We start from the raw sequence: 21,279 nt of genomic DNA, 5'->3' as shown, positions 1-21,279 counted from the left end.
GCGGGCCGTCAGGGCAGCCGCTCGATGTGTTCGATGTGCTCGATGTGTTCCTCGCCCCACGCGCCGAGCGGGGCGAGGGCGTCGTTCAGGGAGTGCCCGAACGGGGTGAGCGAGTAGACGACCTTCGGCGGTACCTGCTCGTGCACCTCCCGGTGGACCAGACCGCTCGCCGCCATCTCCTTCAGCTGGAGGATGAGGATCCGCTCGCTGATCCCCGGCACGGCCCGGCGTAACGCGCCGAAGCGCAGGGGCTGTTCCCCCAGGGCGAAGAGGACGAGCCCTTTCCACTTGCCTCCCATGACCGCCATGGCCGCGTCCAGCCCGCAGGTGTACTTCCGTCCGTCCATCCCGCCCGCTCCCTCCGCCGCTCCGCATACATTCCTGTGCGTACCGGACAGAAATGTCGGTACTTGATCCAATGTACGGGGTCTCGCACGATGGTCGCGGGGCGCCTGAGCAGCAGGAACCGTGCCCCGATCCGCCACGCGCACCTGGGAGTTGGGCATGACCGAGCAGCACCGCACACCCGTCACCGTGATCGGCCTCGGATCGATGGGCAGCGCCCTCGCGTCGGCCTTCCTCGCCGCCGGCCATCCGACGACCGTCTGGAACCGGACCCCGGAGCGGGCAGCGCCGCTCGCGGAACGCGGCGCGACGGTCGCCGCGACCCCGGCCGAGGCCCTGAGGGCGAGCCCCCTGGTCGTCACCTGCCTCACCACCTTCGACGCGACTCGTGACGCCCTCGGCGCCGCCGGGCCCGAACTCACCGGCCGGACCCTGGTGACCCTCAACAGCGGGGCGCCCGCCGAGGCACGGGACACCGCCCTGTGGGCGGCCGGGCACGGGGCGCGGTTCCTGGCCGGGGCCGTGCTGGACGTGCCGTCGGCGGTCGGCTCCCCCGGCACCCTCCTGACCTACGGCGGCGAGCGGGCGGCCTTTGACACACACGCGCCGGCCCTTCGGGCGCTCGGTGGGGACACGGTCCACCTGGGCGAGGAGCCCGACCTGGCGGCGTTGTACGAGATGGCGGTAGGGGCCACGCTGCTGCCCGCGCTCGTCGGCTTCTTCCAGGGTGCCGCCGCCCTCCAGGCGCGGGGCCGGACGGCCGCGAGCATGGTGGGCTTCACCGGACGACTGCTCGACATGATCAAGGAACTGCTGCCGGTGTTCGCCGACGAGATCGACCGGCGCGACTACAGCGCGGGCGAGTCCTCGGTCGACCTCTTCCTTGCCGGCTCCGCGCACGACGCGGCGCTGGAGGAGGAGACCGGGGTCGACGCCTCCTGGCTCGCGCCGATGCACGCGCTCGTGCGGCGGGCCGCCGACGCCGGGCACGGCGAGGACAGCATCGCCGCCCTCACCGAGGTGCTGCGCAAGCCGGCCGGGGACCCGGACTCCGACTGACCGGAGCCTCTCTGATGACCTGTCAGACGAGGTCCGGCTCGGCGAGCAGGTCGTCGACGAGGGTGAGGCGGGTCTCGGGGAAGTACTCCGCGATCGCCTCGCGCATCATCGCCTCGCCCTCGGGGTCGGGGGTGCCGCAGCGCTCCCGGGTCTCCCGGTCGGGCCAGCGGGCGTACGCCACCCAGGTGCCGTCGTCCGCCCGGTGGAGCCGGGAGCCGTAGCTGCCGCACTCCTGGTGGATCGCCAGGGTCACCCGGTGCCAGCCGTCCATGAGTTGCCGCTCCCGCCCGGGCCGCACCCGCCACCGGTACACCACCGCGAACATCCCGCCGCCTCCCTCGTCCCGCGTCTCGGGCACGAAGTAACTACACCGATCAGTTCACTGTCAATACTGAACGGTTCGGTCGACCTGCGGGCGACTCTTCCGTCGAAGCGCTTCGATCTTTCCTTGCCGACAGCCTGGACACGTCAACTCCCCCGCGTTACGGTCTCGCTGAGCCGTCGGAGCCCATGCCCGACGGCACCGTCGAAGCGGTTCACCACAGTCCTGCGCGCGGGGAGATCGGATGGTCACGCTTGCCGAGGTCGCCCGGCACGCCGGCGTGTCGGCCAGCACGGTGAGCTATGTCCTCAGCGGCAAGCGGCCCATCTCCGACCTCACCCGGCGGCGGGTCCGGGACAGCATCGACGAGCTGGGCTACCAGCCGCACGCCGGGGCCCGCGCGCTCGCCAGCAGCCGGTCGCGGATCATCGCGCTGATGGTGCCGCTGCGCACCGACATGTACGTGCCGGTCATGCTGGAGATCGCCGTCGCCGTCGCCACCACGGCCCGCGCGCACGGCTACGACGTGCTGCTGCTGACCGGCGAGGAGGGGCCGTCCGCGCTGCGCCGGGTCACCGGCAGCGGCCTCGCGGAGGCCGTGATCCTCATGGACGTGCAGCTCGACGACGGGCGGCTGCCGCTGCTGCGGGGGGCCGCGCCGCCGGCGGTCCTGGTCGGACTGCCCGCCGACCCGGCCGGACTGAACTGCGTGGACCTCGACTTCGCCGCCGCCGGGGCGCTCTGCGTGGAGCACCTGGCCGGGCTCGGACACCGGGAGATCGCCGTCGTCGGCGGCTCCCCCGGGGTCTACGCCCGGCACACCGGCTTCGCCGAGCGGACCCTCGGCGGGCTGCGCGAGCGGGCCGCCCTGCGGGGCGTCGGGCTGCTGCACCGGCCGTGCGACGGCAGTCACGACGCGGTCGCCGGGGTGCTCGCCCGGATCCTCGACGAACGCCCGGCGGTCAGCGCCTTCGTGGTGCAGAACGAGACGGCGGTCGAGCCGCTGCTGGCCCTGCTGCGGCGGACCGGCCGGGCAGTGCCGGAGGACGTGTCGGTGGTGGCGGTCTGCCCGGAGGGGGTGGCCGAGCGGGCGTCGGTGCCGCTCACCTCGGTGGCGATCCCGGCGCAGGAGCTGGGCCGGCGTGCGGTGGAGCGGCTGTTCGCCCGGCTGACCGCGCCGGACGGACCCGACGCGACCGGGGTGGAGCTGCTCACCCCGGTGCTGACCGTCCGGGAGAGTTCGGGTCCGGTGAAGGGGCCGCCGCCGGCCCGCCGGCTCCCGGACTGACGAGTGCGTGCTCCGTCCCGGCCCGCAGGGTCAGCCGCCGCCGGCCCTCGGGGGCGCACAGCTCGATGTCGGCGTCACGGTCGGGCCGCAGCACCGCCCGGTACTCCCCCGGCGCCCAGGTGAGGTCGATCCGCGCGCCGAAGCGGGTGCGGACGCCGGTAAGCCTGCCCCGGGCGCACAGTCCGGGTGGCGGCGCGGGCAGCAGGACGAGCCGCCCCGGCGTGGAGCGGACCAGCGCCTCGATCAGGAGGGCGGGCAGGGCGTGGGCGGCGTCGGCGTTGTAGACGTCGCGCTTCGGGTAGTGGGCGCTCATCAGGGAGGCGTGGAAGTAGTCGCCGCCGAGGACCCGCCGGAGGGCGTCGCCGGTGCGCCCTGCGTCGCCGAGCCGGGCGGCGACGAGCCCCTGGTGGAGGTGGCCGTGGGCGGAGTCGTTCTCGCTGCCGCGCAGGGCGAGGGCGCGGGCGGCGGCGCGGGCGAGGTCCGGGGTGTCGTACGGGGTGATCTCGTCGAGCGGCCAGACCGGGTAGAGGTGGCTGAGGTGCCGGTGGTCGTAGCGGTCGCCGAGGCCGGGCCAGGCCCATTCGGCGAGGGCGCCGTCGGCGTTGACGCGGTAGGGCGGCAGGCGGTCGGCGAGGGCCCGCAGCCGGGCGGCGCGGCGGGCGGGGGCGCGGTCGGCGGCGGCGGTGAGGGCGTGACGGGCGGCGGCGAGGTCCATGGTGGCGTTGACGGCGCCCGCGCCGCCGCCCCGCGGGCGGTTCTCCGGCGAGTAGGAGGGGACGACGGCGAGGTGTCCGCCGGGGCCGGTGCGGGTGAGGAAGTCCTCGTAGAAGTCGGCGAGTTCGGCGAGGAGGCCGGTGAGCCAGGGGTCGTGCCGGCCGTCGGTCTCGTCCGCTTCGAGGAGCGGGAGGAGGAGCCAGTCGGCGGCGGCCGTCCAGAGGTGGAGGGGGTAGGCGCGGTCGAAGTGGTACGTGTGGCCGTTCGCTCCGTCGGTGTGGGCGGGTGCCACGATGCCCCGGGTCCCGAAGACGGCGAGGGCGTTGTCCCGCCAGTCGCCCGTCTGGCCCCGGATCAGGGCCCGGTGGGCCTCGGTGACCTCGGGGAGGTCGGCGGCGACGGCGGAGGCGGTCTGGAGCGCGAGGTTGGCGTCGGTGGTGAAGCCGCCGGACCAGGCGGTGTCCCAGTCGCCGGTCCACAGGCCGCAGAGGCGGGGCGGGTACAGGCCGGCCGAGGAGAGCAGGTGGTGGCGGCCGGCGGCGAAGAGGCGCTCCAGGAGGGCGGGTCCCGCCGGGCGGGCGAGCAGCGTGCTGCCGGGCAGGGCCCGTTCGGCGGGCTCGGCGCCGAGGTCGAGGGCGACCCGCAGGTAGGCGGGGCGGTGGAGCGCGGTGTGCCGGCGGAGGAGCCGGTCGTACGCGGCGGCGGGGCCGTCCTCCCCGGCGAGGGCGCGCAGGGCGGCGGTCTCCTCGGCGGGGTCGTACGGGCCGTCGTGGCGGTGGACCCGGGTGAGCAGGAGGAGCCGGGCGGCGCCGTCGACGCGGATGCCCCGGTCGGTGAGGGTGGTGCGGCCGGTGTCGGCGACGGCGAGGGTGACGCCGGTGTAGCCGAGGGTGGAGCCTGGGTAGCGGGCGCGCAGGGTGAGGACGGTCTCGCCGTGGGCGGTGGCGACGGAGCGGCCCACGGCGAGTCCGGCCGGTACGCCGTCGAGCCGGTGGTCGAGTTCGACGCGGACCCGGGGGCCGGGCTCCGTCACGTACTGGACGAGGACGTCGTCGGCGCGGGAGGCGAAGACCCGGCTGGTACGGCCCCCGGCGGTGGCGGTGACGGTGCCGGTGGTGAAGTCGGCCTCGCGCCGCACCCCGGGGGCGGGCCCGGGGGGCTCGGCGCGGACGCGGGTGAGGAAGCCGGGGTGGAAGGGCTGGATCCAGCGCAGCGGCCGCCCGTCGGTGAAGGTGTCGGCGGCCGTGAGGTCGCCGGAGAGGAGGGCGTCCTGGAGGGCGGGGAGCCGGTCGGCGAGGCGGGGCGGGTCGGTGTCGCCGGGCCGGTGGTGGGGGCGTACGAGGGTGTGGTGGGTGACGATGACCCGGTCGTCCTCGGGGTCGCCGTACACGAGGGCCCCGTGCCGGCCGTTCCCGGTGAGGAAGGCGTCCTCCCAGCGGGCGGCGGGCGCGGGTTCCCACGTGCCGTGGACGGGGGTGTGCGGGGGCTCGGGGACGGGTTCGCTCATGGGTGCTCCTCCAGGACGGCGGCGCCGAAGCGGTCGAGGGTGAGGGTGTCGTCGACGGTGGTGCCGGTGAGCAGGTCGCGGTGGCGGCCGGGGACGCGGACGGTGACGGGGTCGCGGCCGTGGTGGAGCAGGAAGAGGAGGTCGCCCCGGCGGACGGCCTCGACGCCGTCGGGGAGTCCGGCGAGGACGGGGTGGATCCCGGCCTCGCGGGCGGCCTCGGCGAGGAGCGCGCGGAGCGCGTCGGGTTCGGGGAGGGTGGAGAGGTAGCGGGTGCGGCCGTGGCGGAGGACGGCGGGGCGGCCGTCGAGTTCGCCGCCCCGGTAGGCGGCGAGGGTCTCGGTGCCGGGGGCGGGGACCAGTTCCTCGGTCCAGAGGGTGGCGCGGAAGGTGCCGCAGTCGGCGTGTTCGCCGGGGGCGAGGGGCCAGTGTTCGTCGATGCGGTCGATGCCGAGGAGGGCGCGGAGGCGGGCGTCCGTGCCGCCGGGGCGGATGCGGTCGTCGGGGTCGGCGACGCCGGTGAAGAAGCCGCAGACGAGGCGGCCGCCGCCGGCGACGTACCGCTCCAGGGCGGTGATCGAGCGGTCGTCGAGGAGGTAGAGGTGCGGGAGGACGACGAGGGGGTGGGCGGTGAGGTCGTGGTGGGGGTGGGCGAGGGTGACGGGGAGGCCGGCCTCCCAGAGGGCGCGGTGCCAGGCGCGGACGAGTTCGCCCTGGTCGAGGTGGGCGGAGAGGGCGCCTTCGTGGCGGCCGGCCCACCAGGAGTCCCAGTCGTGGAGGACGGCGACGCCGGTGCCGTGGACGCGGCTGCCGGCGACGCGGGGGCCGAGGCGGGCGAGGTCGGCGCCGATGCGGACGGTCTCGCGGAAGCCGCGGCCGTGTGCGCCGCTGTGGCCGAGCATGGCGGAGTGGAACTTCTCGGCGCCCTGGCGGGAGGCGCGCCACTGGAAGAAGTGGACGGCGTCGGCGCCCCGGGCGACGGCCTGGAGGGTCCAGAGCCGGTTGAGCCCTTCCGGTTTGGGCCGGTTGACGGGGCGCCAGCTGACGGCTCCCGCTGCCTGTTCCATCACCATCCAGGGGCCGCCGCCGGCCTCGGCGCGGGTGAGGTCGGCGACGAGGGCGTTCTCGTGGGCGCCGGTGCGGGGGTCGGCGGGGTCGGGGTAGACGTCGACGGAGACGACGTCCTCCTCGGCGGCCCAGGCCCAGCCGTCCTGGCCGGACCAGAAGGGCATGAAGTTGGTGGTGACCGGCAGGTGCGGGGTGTGCTTGCGGACGATGTCGCGTTCGGCGCGGTAGCACTCCAGGAGCTGGTCGGAGGTGTAGCGGCGGAAGTCGAGGAGGTGGGCGGGGTTGCGCAGGTAGTGGGCGCGGCGCGGGGGCAGGATCTCGTCCCAGGAGGCGTACCGCTGGCTCCAGAAGGCGGTGCCCCAGGCGGTGTTGAGCGCGTCGAGGGTGCCGTACCGCTCCTGGAGCCAGGTGCGGAAGGTGCGGGCGGCCTCGTCGCCCCAGTCGTGGGTGCAGTACTCGTTGTTGATGTGCCACATGACGAGGGCGGGGTGGCCGGCGTAGCGGGCGGCGAGGTCCTCGGTGATCGCGGCGGCGTGGCGGCGGTAGGCGGCGCTGGAGTGGGAGAAGTGCTGGCGGGAGCCCCACCATTCGGTGCGGCCGTCCTCGTCGCGGGGCAGGGTCTCGGGGTGGCGCCGGCCGAGCCAGGGCGGCGGGGAGGCGGTGGGGGTGGCGAGGACGACGTCGACGCCGTGTGCGTGGGTGAGGTCCATGAGGCGGTCGAGCCAGCCGAACTCGCGTGCGCCCGGCTCGGGTTCGAGCCGGGCCCAGGAGAAGACGCCGAGGGTGACGGTGGTGACCCCGGCCCGCCGCATGAGGCGCAGGTCCTCGGCCCAGGTCTCCTCGGGCCACTGCTCGGGGTTCCAGTCGCCGCCGTAGAGGATGCGGGCGGGGCGGCCGGGCGGCCGGGTGAGGTCGTCGAGGCGGGGCATGGGGCCTTCCTGGGAGGGGTCGCTGGGGCGTGTCAGACCCGCCCTAGGGCCTGTCGTCAAACTCCGGCCGTCGCCCGGAGGGCGGCCCCGCGGCGTCAGGTGCGTGCTCTCGGCGTGCCGGGCGCACGCCCTCGTACTGGGCGTACTCGGGCTTGTGCCCGGTGCGGCGAGAGTGCGTGCATGGCGTCGCGGGGCAGGCCGGTGTTTGACGACAGGCCCTAGGGGGGTCAGCCCTTGACGGCGCCGGTGAGCATGCCCTTCTTGAAGTGCTTCTGGACGAAGGGCGAGAGGACGGCGACGGGGAGCAGGGCGAGGACCATGACGGCCATCTGGACGGCGAGCCCGGAGAGGTTGCCCGCCTTGACGGCCTGGCCGAGGCCGACGGGGATCTCCTGTTTCTGGGCGAGCTGGATGAGGACGTTCTGGAGCGGCATCATGTCCTGGTCGTTGAGGTAGATGGAGGCGTTGAACCAGGCGCTCCAGTAGCCGACCGCGTAGAAGAGGGTGATGACGGCGATCACCGCGCGGGAGAGCGGCATCACGATCGTCCACAGGATGCGCAGGTCGCCCGCGCCGTCGATGCGGGCGCTGTCGATGAGTTCGGGCGAGATGCCCATGAAGAAGGCGCGCAGGACGAGGATGTTGAAGACGCTGACGGCGCTGGGGAGGATGAGGGCGAGGTAGGTGTCGGTGAGGCCGAGGGTCTGCACCAGCAGGTAGGTGGGGATGAGGCCGGCGCCGAAGAACATGGTGCCCATCAGCGTGAAGAGGATGGCGCGGTGGCCGAAGGAGCCGGGCCGGGAGAGTCCGTACGCGGCGAGCACCGAGACCGTCATCGAGAAGAGGGTGCCGGTGAGGGTGACGCCGAGGCTGACGAGGACGGCGCGGGTGACCTGGCCGCCGCTGAGCAGTTCGCGGTAGGCGATGAGGGTGAAGTCCCGGGGGACGATGACCAGTCCGCCGGCTTCGGTGATCGTCTGCTTGCTGGAGAGGCTGGTGACGAGGACGATCCAGAGCGGGAAGAGGACGGCGAGGCAGGCGGCGGTGAGGAGGGCCGCCTTGGCGGTGAGCCCGGCCCGGGTCGGTTCCTCCTCCCAGACGGGCCGGGCGGGTGCCGCCCACCGGGGGCGGCGGGCGCCGTCGGCGCGGGCGGGCGGGGCCGCGGGCCGTTCGAGGACGCGCAGGGTCATTTCCGGTACACCCCCTGTTCGCCCATGAGGTGGGCGACCTTGTTCGCGGAGACGACGAGGACGAGGCCGACGAGGCCCTTGATGAGTCCGGCGGCGGCGGCGTAGCTGAAGTCCTGGCTGCGCAGGCCGGTCCACCAGACGAAGGTGTCGAGGACTTCGGCGGCGGCGGGTCCGACGGCGTCGCGCTGGAGCAGCAGCTGTTCGAAGCCGACGGTGAGGGCGTCGCCGACGCGGAGGACGAGGAGCAGGGCGATGACGGGCCGGAGCGCGGGCAGGGTGACGTGCCACATGCGGCGCCACCGGTCGGCGCCGTCGATGGCGGCGGCCTCGTAGAGGGACTGGTCGACGGCGGCGAGCGCGGCGAGGAAGACGATGACGCCCCAGCCGGCGTCCTTCCAGATGCCCTCGGCGGTGACGAGGAACTTGAAGAGGCCGGGGTCGGTCATCAGGTCGAAGCCCTCGTGGCCGCGTTCGCGCAGGGTCTGGGCGATGATGCCGGCGCCGCCGAAGATCTGCTGGAAGACGGTGATGACGATGACCCAGGAGAAGAAGTGCGGCAGGTAGAGCACGGCCTGGACGAGGGCGCGGACGCGGGGCCGCAGCAGGCTGTGCACGAGCAGGGCCAGGGCGATGGGGACGGGGAAGAAGAGCACCAGCTGGAGGACGAAGAAGACCAGGGTGTTCTCGACGGCGTCCCAGAAGGCGGGGTCGGTGAGGACCCGGTCGAACTGGGCGAGGCCGACCCAGGGGGATTCCAGGATGGCGGTGACGCCGTTGGTGGAGAGGTAGGGGTCGTACTCCTGGAAGGCGACGACGTTCCCGAGGATCGGGACGTAGTGGAAGACGAGGACGAGGGCGAGGGCGGGCACCGTCATCAGGAGGAGGACGCGGTCGCGCCGGAGCCGCCGGCCGAGGGGGATCCTCGGCCGGCGGTCGGTGGTGGTGTCGTGCTCGGTCATGTCAGCTCGCCGCGGAGCCGGTGGTGTCGAGGAGCTTCTTGTACCAGTCGCGGAGCTCGTCGCCGCCCTTGCTCTTCCACTCGGAGACGGCCTGCTGCATGTCGGAGAGCTTCTTCCGGCCGCGGACGATGTCCTTCTCCAGCTGCTCGAAGTCGTTCATGAGGCCGGTCCACCGGCTGGGCTCGGCGACGGTGAGTCCGTAGAAGGAGGACTTGCGGGTGAGGGCGCCCATCCGCTGCTGCCAGCCGATCTGCGCCTCGGTGATCCGGGGCAGGTCGGGGTGGGCGATGTAGGGGGCGGGGCTGGCGACGAACATCCAGGAGCTGCTGACCTCCTGGTTCCCGGCGTCGGTCTTGACCGGCAGGCCGTCCTTGACCGTGTGGTGGACGCCCTCGACGCCGTAGTCGGTGAGCATGCGTTCCGTGGTGCCGTAGGGCGCGGCGGTGAAGTTGGCGATGGCGAGGGCGTCCTCGACGATCTCCTTGGGGGCGCCCTTGCGGACGAAGGACCAGATGTTGGCGGGGTTGGTGGCCCACAGTGCGGGGGTGCCGCCGGCGTGGCCCGGGATGTCCATGGCGGCCATGGCGAAGTCCGGGTTCTGGGCGGCCATCTCGGCGGTCTTGCCGTACCAGTGGGCGAGGTCGTTGTTGTAGATGAGGCACTGGCCCGAGGTGAAGCGGACGCTGGTGTCGCCCTGGTTCTGGGCCTTCTCGTCGGGGTGGACGACGCCGGCGTCGTAGAGCTTGCGGGTCCACTCCAGGGCTTCGAGGTACTCGGGGGTCTCGATGCGGTTGACGAGCTTGCCGTCGACGAGGTTCCAGCCGAGCGCCTTGTCGCCTCCGTTGAGGACGCCGAACATGTTGTAGGCGGTCCAGGTCATGTCGGCGCAGGCCCACACCTTCGCCTTCGCGCTGGTGATCTCCTTGGCGAGGGCCAGGAACTCGTCCGCGCTCTTGGGGAGTTGCCAGCCCTTCGCGTCGAAGAGGTCCTTGCGGTAGAAGGGCGCGATGTTGGTGACGTAGGAGGCGGGCATGGGCAGGCCGCGGAGCTTGCCGCCGAAGATGGAGCGCTGCCAGGCGTCGGTGGGGATGGCGGCGAGGTTGGGGTACGCCTTGACCTTGTCGCCGGAGAGGTACGGTCCCAGGTCCTCGAACTTGGCGTCGATGGCGCTGGGGATCTTGCCGCCGAGGTTCCAGCCGGGGACGACGACGAGGTCGGGGATGGTGCTGGAGGCGAGGACGGCGCCGAGCTTCTGGTCGTAGACGTTGCCGTCCTGGTTCTGCCAGGTGGCCCGGACGCCGACGGCCTCGTTCATGGCCGTGTAGTACGGGTTGCCGGAGGCGGGCGGGGTGCCCCAGAAGGGTGCCATGACGGTGAGCGCGCCGCCCTTGCCGAGCTTCTCCGGTACGGAGGGCTTGAGTTCGGCGCTGGGGATGGCGCGGGTGTAGCCGGCGGCGGAGCCGTTCTGGGCGGGGAGGTCGGCGGGGACGACGCTGCTGGCCACGTGGGCGGGGAGGATCTTCGCGGCGTCCTTGCCGCTGGTGGTGCCGTCCTTCTTGCCGGTGTCGCCACCGCCGCCGCAGGCGGTGAGCAGCGGGGCCCCGCCGGCGACCGCGACGGCGGCGACGGCACCGGTGGCGAGGAAGCCCCTCCGGCTCGGTTCGGTTCTCGGGGAGCCCGTGGAGGCGGCGTTCGGCGTCATTGCGTCAACCCTTCATGGCACGCGCCAGGACACACGGCGTCGAGGGGGGCGCCGGCCGGCTGCGGTGACGGAGATGGAGCAAGGTGCGGGGTGCGGGCGGGGCGGGGCCCCGGGCGCGGCGACGGCGCGGTGGTTCGGCACCGGCGGGTCGAAGCGCTTCGATGTTGCTGCGAGGTTAAGTGACGCCCCCAGGCGCGGCAAGAGCCGTTCACCAGTTTCTCGAAGAGCCACCGGAAGTAGTAGCGGGCCCACAACTCCCGCGCACCAACAGCCAAATGAAGGTGTCGGGCACCTTGACACCCCTGCGCGGGCGCTTGAGCATCGAAGCGCTTCGAAAGTTTCGGTCGCCATGCGGTGACCGCCGTCCAAGGGACTCGTACGTGACCGCAGACCGGCCGCCCTTCCGTGACCCGGCCCTCCCCGTCGGCGACCGCGTCGCCGACCTCTTGGCCCGCCTCACCCCCGCCGAACGCCTCACGCTGCTGCACCAGTTCGCGCCTGCCGTCGAACGCCTGGGCCTCGCCGCCTTCCGGACCGGCCAGGAGGCGCTGCACGGCGTCGCCTGGATGGGCCCGGCGACCGTCTTCCCGCAGGCGGTCGGCCTCGGCGCGAGCTGGCACCCGGAGCTGGTGCGCCGGGTCGGCGAGGCCGTGTCCCGCGAGGCGCGGGTGATGCGCGCCAAGGACGACCGGGTCGGCCTCAACGTGTGGGCGCCCACCGTGAACCTGCTGCGCCACCCGCTGTGGGGCCGCGGCGAGGAGGGCTATGCGGAGGACCCGGCCCTCACCTCCGCGATCGCCGTCGCCTTCACCCGCGGCCTGCGCGGCGACCACCCCGCGTACTGGCGCACGGCCCCGATTCTCAAGCACTGGCTCGCGCACAACAACGAGACGGCCCGGGACACCTCCTCCGCCTCCGTCCGCCCGCGCGTGCTCCACGAGTACGACCTCCGGGCCTTCCGCGGCGCCGTCGAGGCGGGCACGGTGGCCGGCGTCATGCCCGCGTACAACCTCGTCAACGGCCGCCCCAACCACCTGTCGCCGTATCTGGAGACGGAGCTGCGCTCCTGGACCGACCGCGCGCTGCTCGTCTGCTCCGACGCGGGCGCGCCGAGCAACCTCGCTGATTCCCAGGCGTACTTCGACACCCACGAGGAGGCCGTCGCGGCGGCGCTGCGCGCGGGCGTCGACTCCTTCACCGACCACGGCACGGACAGCTCGGTGATCCTCGGCCGGCTCGAACGCGCCCTGGAGCGCGGCCTGATCGGCCAGGAGGACGTGGACCGGGCGGTGCGCCGTCAGCTGACCGTGCGGTTCCTGCTCGGCGAGTTCGACCCGGAACTCGACCCGTACGCGCGGGAGACCGCGTACGACACGGCGGACCACCGCGAACTGGCCCGCGAGGCAGCGGAGTCGGCGCTCGTCCTCCTCCGCAACGCCCCGGCGGCGGGAGGCGACCCGCTGCTGCCCCTGCGGGACGGCGGCCGGATCGCGGTGGTCGGGCTGCTCGCCGACGCGGCCAAGCTCGACTGGTACAGCGGCTCGCTGCTGCACCGGTCCTCCCCGCTGGACGGGATCCGGCAGCGGTTCGGCGCGGACCGGGTGGACTTCGCCGAGGGCGTCGACCGGATCCGGCTGCGGACCGGCGACGGGCTCGCGCTGCGGGTCCCCGACGCCACGGGCGAGGAGCCCGCCCACGGCGGGGAGATCGCCCTCGACCCGGCGCTGCTCGCCGGCCGCACCGACCTGCCGCCGCTCACCGCCGACGCCGAGGGCTCGGTCCTCGACCTGATCGACTGGGGCGGCGGCGTGCTGACGCTGCGCGCCCCCGGCGGCCGCTACCTGTCGGTGGCCGGGGACGGCCTGCTGCGCGCCTCGGCCGACGAGCCGGGCGGCTGGGTCGTCCAGGAGACGTTCCGCTTCGAGTCCCACGGCGACGCGCATGACGGGCTCCTCCTTCGGCACCTCGGGACGGGGGGCTACGTCTCTGTCGCCGCCGACGGCGTGAAGGTTGCCGCCGACCGCGCATCCGCCGCCGTTCTCACCGTGGAGACGGTCGAGCGGGGCGAGGACGCGGTCGCCCGGGCGGCGGCCGGGGCGGGCACGGTGATCGTGGTCGCCGGCAACGACCCGCACATCAACGGCCGCGAGACCGAGGACCGCACGACCCTGGCGCTCCCGCCGCACCAGGACCGCCTGTGGCGGGCGGCCCGCGCGGCGAACCCGCGCACGGTCCTCGTCCTCGTCTCCTCGTACCCGTACGCGGTGAGGGACGCGGCCGAGGAGCTGCCGGCGCTGCTGTGGACCGCGCACGGCGGCCAGGCGGCGGGCACCGCGCTCGCCCGCGTCCTCGCCGGGGACGTCTCCCCCGCCGGCCGCCTGCCGCAGACCTGGTACGGCTCCGACGCCGACCTGCCGGACCTGTTCGACTACGACGTCATCGGCGGCCGGCAGACCTACCTCTACTCCGACCGCGCCCCGCTCTTCCCCTTCGGCCACGGCCTGACGTACACGAGCTTCGGGTACGCGGCGCTGACGGCGACCGTGGACGCGGAGGCGGTACGCCTCTCCTGCGCGGTCACCAACACGGGCGCCGTCGCCTCGGACGAGGTCGTCCAGGTGTACGCGCGCGTGGTCGCCCCGTCCGTGCCCCGTCCGCACCGCGCGCTCGTCGCCCACGAGCGGATCCACCTGGCGCCGGGCGAGTCGGCGACGCTCGCCTTCACGGTGCCGCTGCGGGACCTCGCGTACTGGGACGTGGCGCACGGGCGGTGGGAGGTGGAGCCGGGCGCGTACGAGTTCCTGGCCGGCCCGTCCTCGGCGGACGTCCGCCGTACCGTCCGCGTCGAGCTGGACGGTACGGCTCCGGGCCCGCGCCCGGTCCGGGAGGCGGGGCTCGACGCCGCCGACTACGACGAGCAGACCGGCACGGTCATCACCGACCGCGGCCGCGTCTCCGGCGACGCGGTGACCCCGGCGGACCCGGAGGTGCCCGGCACCCTCCTCTACCGGGCGTGCGACTTCGGCGACGGGGTGACGGAGGTGGCGGTGACGGCGGCCGGGGAGGGCGAGGTGACGCTCTTCGCCGGGCCGGGGCGGACGGAGGCGGCCCGGGTCACGATCGGCCCCACGGACGGCCCGTACGACCACACCACGGCGGGCGCGCCCTGCCACCTGCACGACGTGACGGACCTCCGCGTCGAGCTGCGCGGACCGGTGCGTCTGGCGCACCTCGGCTTCTCCGGCTGAGGGTCCGTGGGCGGGCCCGCCCCTGGCCAGGGGCCCTATAGGCTTCCCCGGTTCCATGAACCCGGGGAGGGACCCACATGATCCACAAGAAGCCCGTACGCCGCACAGCGCTGGTGGCCGCCGCTCTGGCGGCCCTGGCCGTCTCCTGCGGCACGACCCCCGAGCCCGACGCGGCGGCGGGGGCCCCGGCGACGACGGCACCGGCGGCACCGGCGACGACCGAGGCGCCGGGATCGGCCGAGCCCACGTCCGCGCCCGAGGGCTCCGATGCCCTCCCCGACGACTCCACGCCCTCCCCCGCGCCCCCGGCGGACCCGTCCGCGCCCGGCACCGGCGAGAAGGTCCGCGACGCCTTCGCGACCCTCCAGGCCACGCTCAACGACTCCTGCGCGACGGACTGTGAGTACTTCCTCACCCGCGTGAACAAGGAACTCCAGGAGCTGGACTGGGCGATGAAGAACGACCCCAAGGGCCCCGGCCACTTCCCCGAACCGATCCAGAAGATCGAGGAGCTCAACAAGACGCTGGCCGGGGACAGCTCCTACAAGAACCTGAAGGAGCACCAGAAGGAGCTGATCGGCACCCGGGACTTCATCAACACCTGGATGCAGGACCACCCGGACGACTACCGCTGACGGCCGCGAACGCCAGCGCGGCGGCCACAAGCCCCGCGCTCAGCAGAAACGGTCCGGTGGGCCGCTCCACCACCAGGCCCGCCGACAGCGGCCCCGCCACGGCCCCGACGTTGAGCGCGGCCGTGGCGTAGGCCCCGGCGAGAACGGGCGCGCCGCCCGCCTCGTACAGGATCCCGGCGATGAGGGTCCCGCCGACGGCGAAGCACAGCGCCCCCTGGACCGGCAGGACCCCGAGCAGCCCCGCCGGACGGTCGGCGAGACCCGAGAGAACCACCCACCCGCACAGCAACAGCGGCCCGCCGAACGCCAGCAGCCGGCCGGCGTGCCGGTCGGCGAGCCGCCCCGCCACGGTGACCCCGGCGAAGGAGCCCACACCGAAGAGGACAAGGGCCACGGAGACCCAGGACGCGGACAGTCCGGCCGTCCCGGTGACGACCGGCGCCAGGTAGGTGAACGAGCCGAAGGTGGCGGCGTTCACGAGCGCGGCGAGCACCATGGCCCGCACGAGCCCGGGCGCGCGCAGCACGCGGAACTCGGCTCGCAGCGGGCGCGGTTCACCCTTGCCGTCGCCGCCGGGCACGCCCCACAGGATGCCGATCGTGGCGGGCACGCACAGCACGGCGACCGCCCAGAACGCGGCCCGCCACCCGGCGAGTTCGCCGAGGAGGGCGCCGCCCGGGACCCCGACGACGGTGGCGACGGTCGTCCCGCCGAGGAGCACGGCGAGCGCCCGCGCCTTGCGGTCCGGCGGCACCATCGCGGTGGCGGCGGCGAGCGCCAGTGCCAGGAAACCGGCGTTGGCGAGGGCGGCGACGATCCGGGTGAGGAGCAGGACGGGGAAGCTGCTCGTCACCGCGCCGACGACGTGCGCGGCGAGGAAGACCAGCACGAACACGAGCAGCCCGGCCCGGCCGGACCACCGCCGGGCGAAGACGGCGACGAGGGGCGCGCCGACCACCATGCCGACGGCGAACGCCGAGGTGAGCGAACCGGCGGCGCCGATGCCGACCCCCAGGTCACGGGCGAGGTCCGGCAGCAGACCGGCGAGCATGAACTCCGAGGTGCCCATGGCGAAGACGGCCAGGGCGAGCGGATACAGAGGAAGCGGAAGAGACACGAATGCTCCGAGGCGGGGCGAGAAGGACGAAGGACGTCGATGTCGTCGCGTCACCACCGCCGGGCCCGCTCCGCGAGAGCGCGGGCACGCCCGACCGGCCGCACGGCGCGGGGCGCCGCTGCGGTCGGCGGTTGTTCACCGGCTCAGAGTGTGCGGAGGTTCAGGGGCCGGCGGGGTGACCGCGAGCCCCCCGCTCTGGATGCCTCGGGGCTTGCCATGCCGGGCACGTTACGCCCGCCCTCTGCCTGCCCGCACCCGAATTCCGCGGACTCAGCTCGTCCGCACGGTCGGCAGCGCGTCGGAGCGGCCGTAGGCCAGGATCCGGACGAGGGCCTCGCACATGCGCGCGACGTCCTCGGGTGGCGCGTTCAGGACGGCCTCGACCACCGGGTCGTCCAGGCCGAGGTCGTCCAGACGCGCGGGGTCGAAGGTGACCCGCAGGAGGTCACCCGACAGCTCCACCGTGCGCACGCAGCCGTGCGCGGTGTTCTGGTCGGGTGTCACGACACAGTACGAGTCCAGGCCGAGGCGGACCTCCTGCTCGTCCGGCTCCTCGACGGAACACTGGAATTCGAGCGCGAAGCTCTCCTCGTCCTCCGACTCGATGACGCCGGCCGACGGGCAGTACGCGCCCGGCGGCAGCTCGTCGTGCCAGCCGTAGGCGATGTTCGCCACGAATCTGTAGGTCATGCCCTCACGCGTCCGTCCACTCGCCGCCCGTCATCACCTGGCGTCCCGCCAGCTCCGGCTCCTCGTGCCACGCCTGCACGTCCACCGGCCGCACCCGGAACCAGCGGTACGCCGGACCGGCCCGGCGGGCGTTCCATCCGGTCTTGGCGCGGAACCCCTCGGCCGCCTCGGCCGGGACCTCGTCATGGGTGTACGTCGTGACCTCGCCGTCGAGGAGGACGACGTCCCGGGTGTCCCCGAGGGCGAGGCGGGTACGGGGGTTGGCCGCGAGGTTCCGCCCGGTGGGGTTGGCCAGCCGCGTGACGAGCCAGACGTCCTGCCCGTCCCAGAGGAACGACAGCGGCACGAGGTAGGGCACCCCGTCGGGCCCTGCGGAGGCCACCCAGAGGTCCATCTCCCGCCCCAGCCGCTCCCGTACGTCGTGGATGCGCTGCGCACGGTCGCGTATCACTGCTTGACGGCCTCGATGAAGACGGCGAAGGCAGCGGCGGAGACGGCGAGGCTCGGACCGGCGGGAACCTTCGAGTCACGGAGAGGGACGAGGTTATGGGTGGGGACGAGGTTGTGGGCGACTTCGACGCAGTCGTTGCCGCCGTTGCTGTAGGAGGACTTGTACCAGTTGGGGGACTCGGTCATCACAGCATGCCCTTTCGCAGGTCTTCGATCATGGCCACGGTGTCCGCTGGAGACAGCGATTCCGCTGCCAGTTGATGGTAGAGCCTGAGCATGGACGACACCGCTCCGCTCTCGCGCTCCAGATGGCCCCTAGCCTGTGATTCGGCATAGAAGAGCACGGACCTGTCAGGGAGGGTCACAAGGTTCACGGGGAGGTCGAAGGGGCGCCGCTCTCCTATGCCGAAGGGCGCCACTTGAAGAACCGTGTACGGGTGCGCCGCGACCTCTACGAGTCTGCCGAGCTGTGCCGCCATGACTCCGGGGCCACCGACTTGGCGGCGGAGGCAGCTCTCGTCCATCACGACGAAGAGCACTGGCGGCTCCTGCCGTTCCAGAATCTGTTGGCGCCCAGCCAGGAACGTCACCCGCTCTGCGGCTTGGTCCGCCGTGATGGTTCCGCGTGCCGCGAAGCCGCCTGCCACCGCCTTCGCGTACTCAGGCGTCTGGAGCAGTCCAGGAATGATCCCGATCGTGAACAAGCGGATCTCGACAGCCTTGCGCTCCTGGAGCACGTACTCGGGGAAGCCCTCCAGCAGCACGCCGTGCCGCACCTGTCGGCACTCGCGATCGAACGACTGTCCCGTCCCCGTCAACCCGAACGCCGCGTCGACAGCTCCCGAGAATTTGAGAGTTGCGGATCGGCCACCAATTTCGACGCCCGAGATGTGCTTGCTGGAGTACCCCGTACGCGCCGCCAACTCCTCCTGCGTCCAGCCCCGCTCCTCCCTCAGCCTGCGTAGACGTGCCCCATAGGCCGCCATGGGGCCACTGTCCGGATCAAGCGCCTTGCCGTAGCCCACGGATCTCCCCCAAAAGTCCGTCCGTTGAGGAGTTTTCGACTGTACGCCACGCTGGGTGCTCCCCGTAGTGGATTCGCTACAGAGAGGAACCCCCATGCCCACAAGCGACCCCGTACCCCCCGTCCCGGACCTAGGGACGTACATGGCGGCAGACACACCCGAGGGCCGGCCGCGCCTCGGGAAGGTGACCGCCTGGGACGGCGAGCTGGTCCATCTGCAACAGCCCGGCGGCGGCACCGCGTGGACCGCCGCACCGGCGGAGCTGCGCCGGCCGACGCACGAGGAGCGGTCGCTGATCCGCGTCCTCACGACTCCCGTCCCGGGGGCCGCGCGGGGAGCCCGGCAGACGTACCCGGAACCCCCGATCGCGCTCCCCGAGCACCCCGTGCCGCCGGCCGTGCCGACGCCGGGCTGTGCGACGTGCGAGCTGGTGGCCGTATGGGAGCGGAACTCCCTCCTCAGGCACGACTACTCGAAGGCGGCGGACTTCCGCGTCGAGATGCGCAACCACCCGCACACGGAACCGAAGCTGACGCTGCCCGGTGGGCGGCCGTGATCAGTCGCCGGAGGGCGGACGCGGACGACGGGCACCGTTCAGGACGGAGTCGAGCAGGCCGGGGAAGAGCGCGTCGAGGTCGTCGCGCCGGAGCCGTACGAGGCGGGAGCGGCCCTGGACGGTGGTCCAGGTGACGCCCACCTCGCGGAGCGGTCACGGCGAGCCGTTGGACGATCTCCAGGCGCACCGGGTCGGCCAGGGCGCGCAGCACCTCGACGATCCGGATCGCGTCGGCCGCCGGCTGGGACACCTCGCGCACAGCTCTGCCGTCGTCCACACTTCCGCGCTGCGCCGGAAAGGCGGCACGAACCGTGCTGAGCACACTCCTCCCCCTGGCCCCGGCGACGTTCGCCGTCGGTACCGACGGCTACGTCATCGCGGGCCTGCTCCCCTCCACAGCCGCCGACTTAGGCGCGTCCACGCCGGCCGCAGGCCAGGCGCGCTCACGGGCGGCCTGGACCGGCGGACGGCGCTGCTGGTCCCGCCGGCCGTCTTCGTGATCGGGAACGCCGTCACCGCCGTCGGCGCGGGGGTCATCACGGCCGCCGCCTCCAGCACGGCGGCGGCCGTCGTGGCGCCCGAACGCCGGGGCCGGGCACTGGCGTTCGGGCTGGGCGGGCTCACGCTCGCGACCGCGCTCGGCATGCCGCTGGGGACGCTGATCGGCGGCGCGGGCTGGCAGCTCACCCTCTCGGCCGTCGCCGGGGTCGGCGTGCTCGCGGCCCTGGGCGTCGCCGCCGGCCTGCCCCGGGCGGAACTCCCCGCCGCCTCCCTGGCCGACCGGCTGCGACCGCTCGGACAGGCGCGCGTGCCCGCGCTGCTCGCGGTGACCTCGCTGGTCGTCCTCGGCGCGTACACCCTGTACACGTACGTCGTCCCGGCGCTGCGGGGCGCGACGGGCGGCAGCGAGCCGCTGTCGTCGCTGGTCCTGCCGGCGATGGGGGCCGGCACGCCGGCCGGCACCCTCGCGGCGGGGCGCCTGGTGGACCGCCGGGACCCGGCCGGCGTCCTCACGGGCGCCCTGCTCGTGGCCGTACCCGCCCTGGCGCTCACCCCCGTGGCGGTGCGCGGACTCGCGTCGGCCCTGGTGTGGGCGGTGGTCTGGGGCGTGACGGTCGGCATGGTGGTCGTACCGCAGCAGCACCGGCTCCTCGCCCTCGGCCCCACGTCCGCGCCCGTCCTGCTCGGCCTCACCTCCTCGGCGCTCTACCCGGACGTCGCCCTCGGCGGTCGACTCGGCGGTCTCGCCCAGGAGTCGTTCGGTCTGGCCCCGGCCGCCCTCGGACCGCTCGGCGCCGCCGTCACCGCCCTGGCCCCCCTCTGGCACCTGACGACCGCTCGCGACAAATCCGGCGACGGCGGCGAGCGGCCCCGGGATACTCCTCTCCCATGGATGAGGTCGAAGTCGTCGTCGCCCACGCCGAGCGCGCGACCCTGCGGGTCGGGGACGTGTTCCTGAAGGTGGACGCCGATCGGGCGCGCGTCGACGCCGAGGTCGAGGCGATGACCCTCGCGCCGGTCCCGACCCCGGAGGTGCTGTGGCGCAAGCCGCCGGTGCTCGCGCTCGCCGCGCTCCCGGGGACGACGCTCGGGCGCCTCGGCGGGCCGGCGACCGGGTCACCGGCGGCGTGGGGCGCGGCGGGCGCCGCCCTCCGGACGCTGCACGACGCGCCGCCGCCGCCCCGGACCGGACGGGCCGGGCGGAGCGTCGTCGCGCTGGCGGCGGAACTCGACGCCGAGTGCGCGTCGCTCGTGGCGAACGGCCTGCTGCCCGCCGACCTGGTCACCCGTAACCGCCGGGTCGCGGAGGCCGCGCTCCGGCCGTGGACTCCGGCGTTCACCCACGGCGACCTCCAGATCGCGCACGTCTTCGTCGACGGCGACGAGGTCACGGGCATCATCGACTGGTCCGAGGCGGGCCGGGGTGACGCCCTGTACGACCTCGCCACCTTCACGCTCGGGCACGAGGAACACCTCGCCGACGTCCTCGCCGGCTACGGCACCGACGTCGACGTCGACCTCGACGTGATCCACGCGTGGTGGTCGCTGCGCAGCCTGCTGGCGGTGCGCTGGCTGGTCGAGCACGGCTTCGACCCGTTCGCGCCGGGCTGCGAGGTCGACGTGCTGCGATCCCGGATGTGAGGCCGCGTCGGCCCGCGACCTGACGAACGAACCCGACATCCACCCCCGGAACAAAAGGTGGCGGAATTCTGGCCGGTTCGAGACGCGCCACCGCCTCTGCCGTTGCACGTCTCCGCGAGGGTCGCCCATCCGTACGACAGCTCGGGCCGTCCGGCGACTCCCGTCGCCCCGCAACCGGGCGGCCCTCCGCGTCCGGGTCCCGCCGACCCTCCCCGTTCGGGTCGTGATCGTTTTCCGTCTCGACGGCCCTTCCTCCACCGGCACCCCCGCTGAGCAGGTGAGACGAGCCGGCGCGAAGAAGCTGGCCAAGATCGCCTGGTTGCGCTCCCCCCTCAC

Annotated in this window: 19 protein-coding genes and 1 pseudogene; 7 read left to right on the top strand and 13 right to left on the bottom strand. The window is 73.7% G+C overall.

What is annotated here, in order from left to right:
* Positions 1–8: 8 nt before the first annotated feature.
* A complete protein-coding gene (locus ACIGHB_RS02395) occupies positions 9–347 on the bottom strand; it encodes a winged helix-turn-helix transcriptional regulator (RefSeq protein ID WP_399908832.1) in 339 nt (112 codons plus the stop codon).
* A 157-nt stretch (positions 348–504) separates the two neighbouring features.
* Here ACIGHB_RS02395 and ACIGHB_RS02390 point away from each other — a divergent pair, with 157 nt between their 5' ends.
* The gene (locus ACIGHB_RS02390; RefSeq protein WP_399908830.1) at positions 505–1,404 is read left to right on the top strand and encodes an NAD(P)-dependent oxidoreductase; all 900 of its coding nucleotides are present in this window, start codon (positions 505–507) and stop codon (positions 1,402–1,404) included.
* 22 nt (positions 1,405–1,426) lie between these two features.
* Here ACIGHB_RS02390 and ACIGHB_RS02385 read toward each other — a convergent pair whose 3' ends face one another.
* Positions 1,427–1,762 carry a hypothetical protein gene (locus ACIGHB_RS02385; RefSeq protein ID WP_399908828.1) on the bottom strand — a complete coding sequence of 112 codons (336 nt, stop codon included), beginning with the start codon at positions 1,760–1,762 and terminating at the stop codon, positions 1,427–1,429.
* A gap of 208 nt (positions 1,763–1,970) precedes the next feature.
* Here ACIGHB_RS02385 and ACIGHB_RS02380 point away from each other — a divergent pair, with 208 nt between their 5' ends.
* Positions 1,971–3,014 (top strand): LacI family DNA-binding transcriptional regulator, encoded by a 1,044-nt coding sequence (locus ACIGHB_RS02380; protein WP_360310214.1) that lies wholly within the window; start codon positions 1,971–1,973, stop codon positions 3,012–3,014.
* Here the strand turns inward: ACIGHB_RS02380 and ACIGHB_RS02375 are convergent.
* The 5 genes from ACIGHB_RS02375 to ACIGHB_RS02355 form a co-directional block, all read right to left on the bottom strand.
* Positions 2,938–5,235: a glycosyl hydrolase family 95 catalytic domain-containing protein gene (locus ACIGHB_RS02375; RefSeq protein ID WP_399908825.1), complete on the bottom strand. Its 2,298-nt coding sequence runs from the start codon at positions 5,233–5,235 to the stop codon at positions 2,938–2,940. The genes ACIGHB_RS02380 and ACIGHB_RS02375 overlap by 77 nt on opposite strands.
* The gene (locus ACIGHB_RS02370; protein WP_399908823.1) at positions 5,232–7,229 is read right to left on the bottom strand and encodes a beta-galactosidase; all 1,998 of its coding nucleotides are present in this window, start codon (positions 7,227–7,229) and stop codon (positions 5,232–5,234) included. Before ACIGHB_RS02370 ends, ACIGHB_RS02375 begins: the two co-directional genes overlap by 4 nt.
* Positions 7,230–7,456: 227 nt before the next feature.
* Positions 7,457–8,419, bottom strand: a complete 963-nt coding sequence (locus tag ACIGHB_RS02365; RefSeq protein ID WP_399908822.1) for a carbohydrate ABC transporter permease — start codon at positions 8,417–8,419, stop codon at positions 7,457–7,459.
* Positions 8,416–9,378, bottom strand: a complete 963-nt coding sequence (locus ACIGHB_RS02360) for an ABC transporter permease subunit (RefSeq protein WP_360310208.1) — start codon at positions 9,376–9,378, stop codon at positions 8,416–8,418. The genes ACIGHB_RS02365 and ACIGHB_RS02360 overlap by 4 nt, the downstream gene beginning before the upstream one ends.
* A gap of 1 nt (position 9,379) precedes the next feature.
* Positions 9,380–11,080, bottom strand: a complete 1,701-nt coding sequence (locus ACIGHB_RS02355) for an extracellular solute-binding protein (RefSeq protein ID WP_399908820.1) — start codon at positions 11,078–11,080, stop codon at positions 9,380–9,382.
* Between the two features lie 380 nt (positions 11,081–11,460).
* On the opposite strand from ACIGHB_RS02355, the gene ACIGHB_RS02350 reads away from it, so the two are divergent.
* Together ACIGHB_RS02350 and ACIGHB_RS02345 are read left to right on the top strand one after the other, a co-directional pair.
* A complete protein-coding gene (locus tag ACIGHB_RS02350; protein ID WP_399908818.1) occupies positions 11,461–14,328 on the top strand; it encodes a glycoside hydrolase family 3 C-terminal domain-containing protein in 2,868 nt (955 codons plus the stop codon).
* Positions 14,329–14,405: 77 nt separating this feature from the next.
* Positions 14,406–14,963, top strand: coding sequence for a hypothetical protein (locus ACIGHB_RS02345; RefSeq protein ID WP_399908816.1), 558 nt, complete (start codon positions 14,406–14,408; stop codon positions 14,961–14,963).
* Here ACIGHB_RS02345 and ACIGHB_RS02340 read toward each other — a convergent pair.
* The 5 genes from ACIGHB_RS02340 to ACIGHB_RS02320 all read right to left on the bottom strand — a co-directional run bounded on the left by ACIGHB_RS02340 (position 14,923) and on the right by ACIGHB_RS02320 (position 18,206).
* Positions 14,923–16,080, bottom strand: coding sequence for a Cmx/CmrA family chloramphenicol efflux MFS transporter (locus tag ACIGHB_RS02340; protein WP_399908814.1), 1,158 nt, complete (start codon positions 16,078–16,080; stop codon positions 14,923–14,925). The two genes, ACIGHB_RS02345 and ACIGHB_RS02340, sit on opposite strands and share 41 nt — an antisense overlap.
* Positions 16,081–16,350: 270 nt before the next feature.
* Positions 16,351–16,770 carry an Imm10 family immunity protein gene (locus ACIGHB_RS02335; protein ID WP_399908812.1) on the bottom strand — a complete coding sequence of 140 codons (420 nt, stop codon included), beginning with the start codon at positions 16,768–16,770 and terminating at the stop codon, positions 16,351–16,353.
* A 4-nt stretch (positions 16,771–16,774) separates the two neighbouring features.
* Positions 16,775–17,221 (bottom strand): pyridoxamine 5'-phosphate oxidase family protein, encoded by a 447-nt coding sequence (locus ACIGHB_RS02330; RefSeq protein ID WP_399908810.1) that lies wholly within the window; start codon positions 17,219–17,221, stop codon positions 16,775–16,777.
* Positions 17,218–17,406, bottom strand: a complete 189-nt coding sequence (locus tag ACIGHB_RS02325; RefSeq protein WP_399908808.1) for a DUF397 domain-containing protein — start codon at positions 17,404–17,406, stop codon at positions 17,218–17,220. Before ACIGHB_RS02325 ends, ACIGHB_RS02330 begins: the two co-directional genes overlap by 4 nt.
* On the bottom strand, positions 17,406–18,206 hold the full coding sequence (locus tag ACIGHB_RS02320) for a helix-turn-helix transcriptional regulator (RefSeq protein ID WP_399909348.1): 801 nt from the start codon (positions 18,204–18,206) through the stop codon (positions 17,406–17,408). Before ACIGHB_RS02320 ends, ACIGHB_RS02325 begins: the two co-directional genes overlap by 1 nt.
* 181 nt (positions 18,207–18,387) lie before the next feature.
* On the opposite strand from ACIGHB_RS02320, the gene ACIGHB_RS02315 reads away from it, so the two are divergent.
* A complete protein-coding gene (locus ACIGHB_RS02315; RefSeq protein WP_360310284.1) occupies positions 18,388–18,801 on the top strand; it encodes a hypothetical protein in 414 nt (137 codons plus the stop codon).
* Here ACIGHB_RS02315 and ACIGHB_RS02310 read toward each other — a convergent pair.
* Positions 18,802–19,060: pseudogene (locus ACIGHB_RS02310) on the bottom strand (ArsR/SmtB family transcription factor).
* Between the two features lie 237 nt (positions 19,061–19,297).
* Between ACIGHB_RS02310 and ACIGHB_RS02305 the strand changes: the two are divergent.
* Together ACIGHB_RS02305 and ACIGHB_RS02300 are read left to right on the top strand one after the other, a co-directional pair.
* Positions 19,298–20,260 carry an MFS transporter gene (locus ACIGHB_RS02305; protein WP_399908806.1) on the top strand — a complete coding sequence of 321 codons (963 nt, stop codon included), beginning with the start codon at positions 19,298–19,300 and terminating at the stop codon, positions 20,258–20,260.
* Positions 20,191–20,943, top strand: coding sequence for a phosphotransferase family protein (locus ACIGHB_RS02300; protein ID WP_399908804.1), 753 nt, complete (start codon positions 20,191–20,193; stop codon positions 20,941–20,943). Before ACIGHB_RS02305 ends, ACIGHB_RS02300 begins: the two co-directional genes overlap by 70 nt.
* The last annotated feature ends 336 nt before the right edge of the window (positions 20,944–21,279 follow it).

Source organism: Streptomyces sp. NPDC085460, assembly GCF_044541975.1.
Classification (GTDB): Bacteria; Actinomycetota; Actinomycetes; order Streptomycetales; family Streptomycetaceae; genus Streptomyces.
The sequence above is the reverse complement of the archived record's forward strand: the minus strand, read 5'-3'. Positions and strand labels throughout refer to the sequence as shown.

Excerpts from the sequence above, each read along its gene's own strand:
- ACIGHB_RS02345 (WP_399908816.1), top strand. The coding sequence starts at position 14,406 with ATGATCCACAAGAAGCCCGTACGCCGCACAGCGCTGGTGGCCGCCGCT.
- ACIGHB_RS02365 (WP_399908822.1), bottom strand. The coding sequence starts at position 8,419 with ATGACCCTGCGCGTCCTCGAACGGCCCGCGGCCCCGCCCGCCCGCGCC.
- ACIGHB_RS02370 (WP_399908823.1), bottom strand. The coding sequence starts at position 7,229 with ATGCCCCGCCTCGACGACCTCACCCGGCCGCCCGGCCGCCCCGCCCGC.
- ACIGHB_RS02375 (WP_399908825.1), bottom strand. The coding sequence starts at position 5,235 with ATGAGCGAACCCGTCCCCGAGCCCCCGCACACCCCCGTCCACGGCACG.
- ACIGHB_RS02335 (WP_399908812.1), bottom strand. The coding sequence starts at position 16,770 with ATGACCTACAGATTCGTGGCGAACATCGCCTACGGCTGGCACGACGAG.
- ACIGHB_RS02380 (WP_360310214.1), top strand. The coding sequence starts at position 1,971 with ATGGTCACGCTTGCCGAGGTCGCCCGGCACGCCGGCGTGTCGGCCAGC.
- ACIGHB_RS02325 (WP_399908808.1), bottom strand. The coding sequence starts at position 17,406 with ATGACCGAGTCCCCCAACTGGTACAAGTCCTCCTACAGCAACGGCGGC.
- ACIGHB_RS02300 (WP_399908804.1), top strand. The coding sequence starts at position 20,191 with ATGGATGAGGTCGAAGTCGTCGTCGCCCACGCCGAGCGCGCGACCCTG.
- ACIGHB_RS02320 (WP_399909348.1), bottom strand. The coding sequence starts at position 18,206 with ATGGCGGCCTATGGGGCACGTCTACGCAGGCTGAGGGAGGAGCGGGGC.
- ACIGHB_RS02355 (WP_399908820.1), bottom strand. The coding sequence starts at position 11,080 with ATGACGCCGAACGCCGCCTCCACGGGCTCCCCGAGAACCGAACCGAGC.
- ACIGHB_RS02395 (WP_399908832.1), bottom strand. The coding sequence starts at position 347 with ATGGACGGACGGAAGTACACCTGCGGGCTGGACGCGGCCATGGCGGTC.
- ACIGHB_RS02315 (WP_360310284.1), top strand. The coding sequence starts at position 18,388 with ATGGCGGCAGACACACCCGAGGGCCGGCCGCGCCTCGGGAAGGTGACC.
- ACIGHB_RS02390 (WP_399908830.1), top strand. The coding sequence starts at position 505 with ATGACCGAGCAGCACCGCACACCCGTCACCGTGATCGGCCTCGGATCG.
- ACIGHB_RS02360 (WP_360310208.1), bottom strand. The coding sequence starts at position 9,378 with ATGACCGAGCACGACACCACCACCGACCGCCGGCCGAGGATCCCCCTC.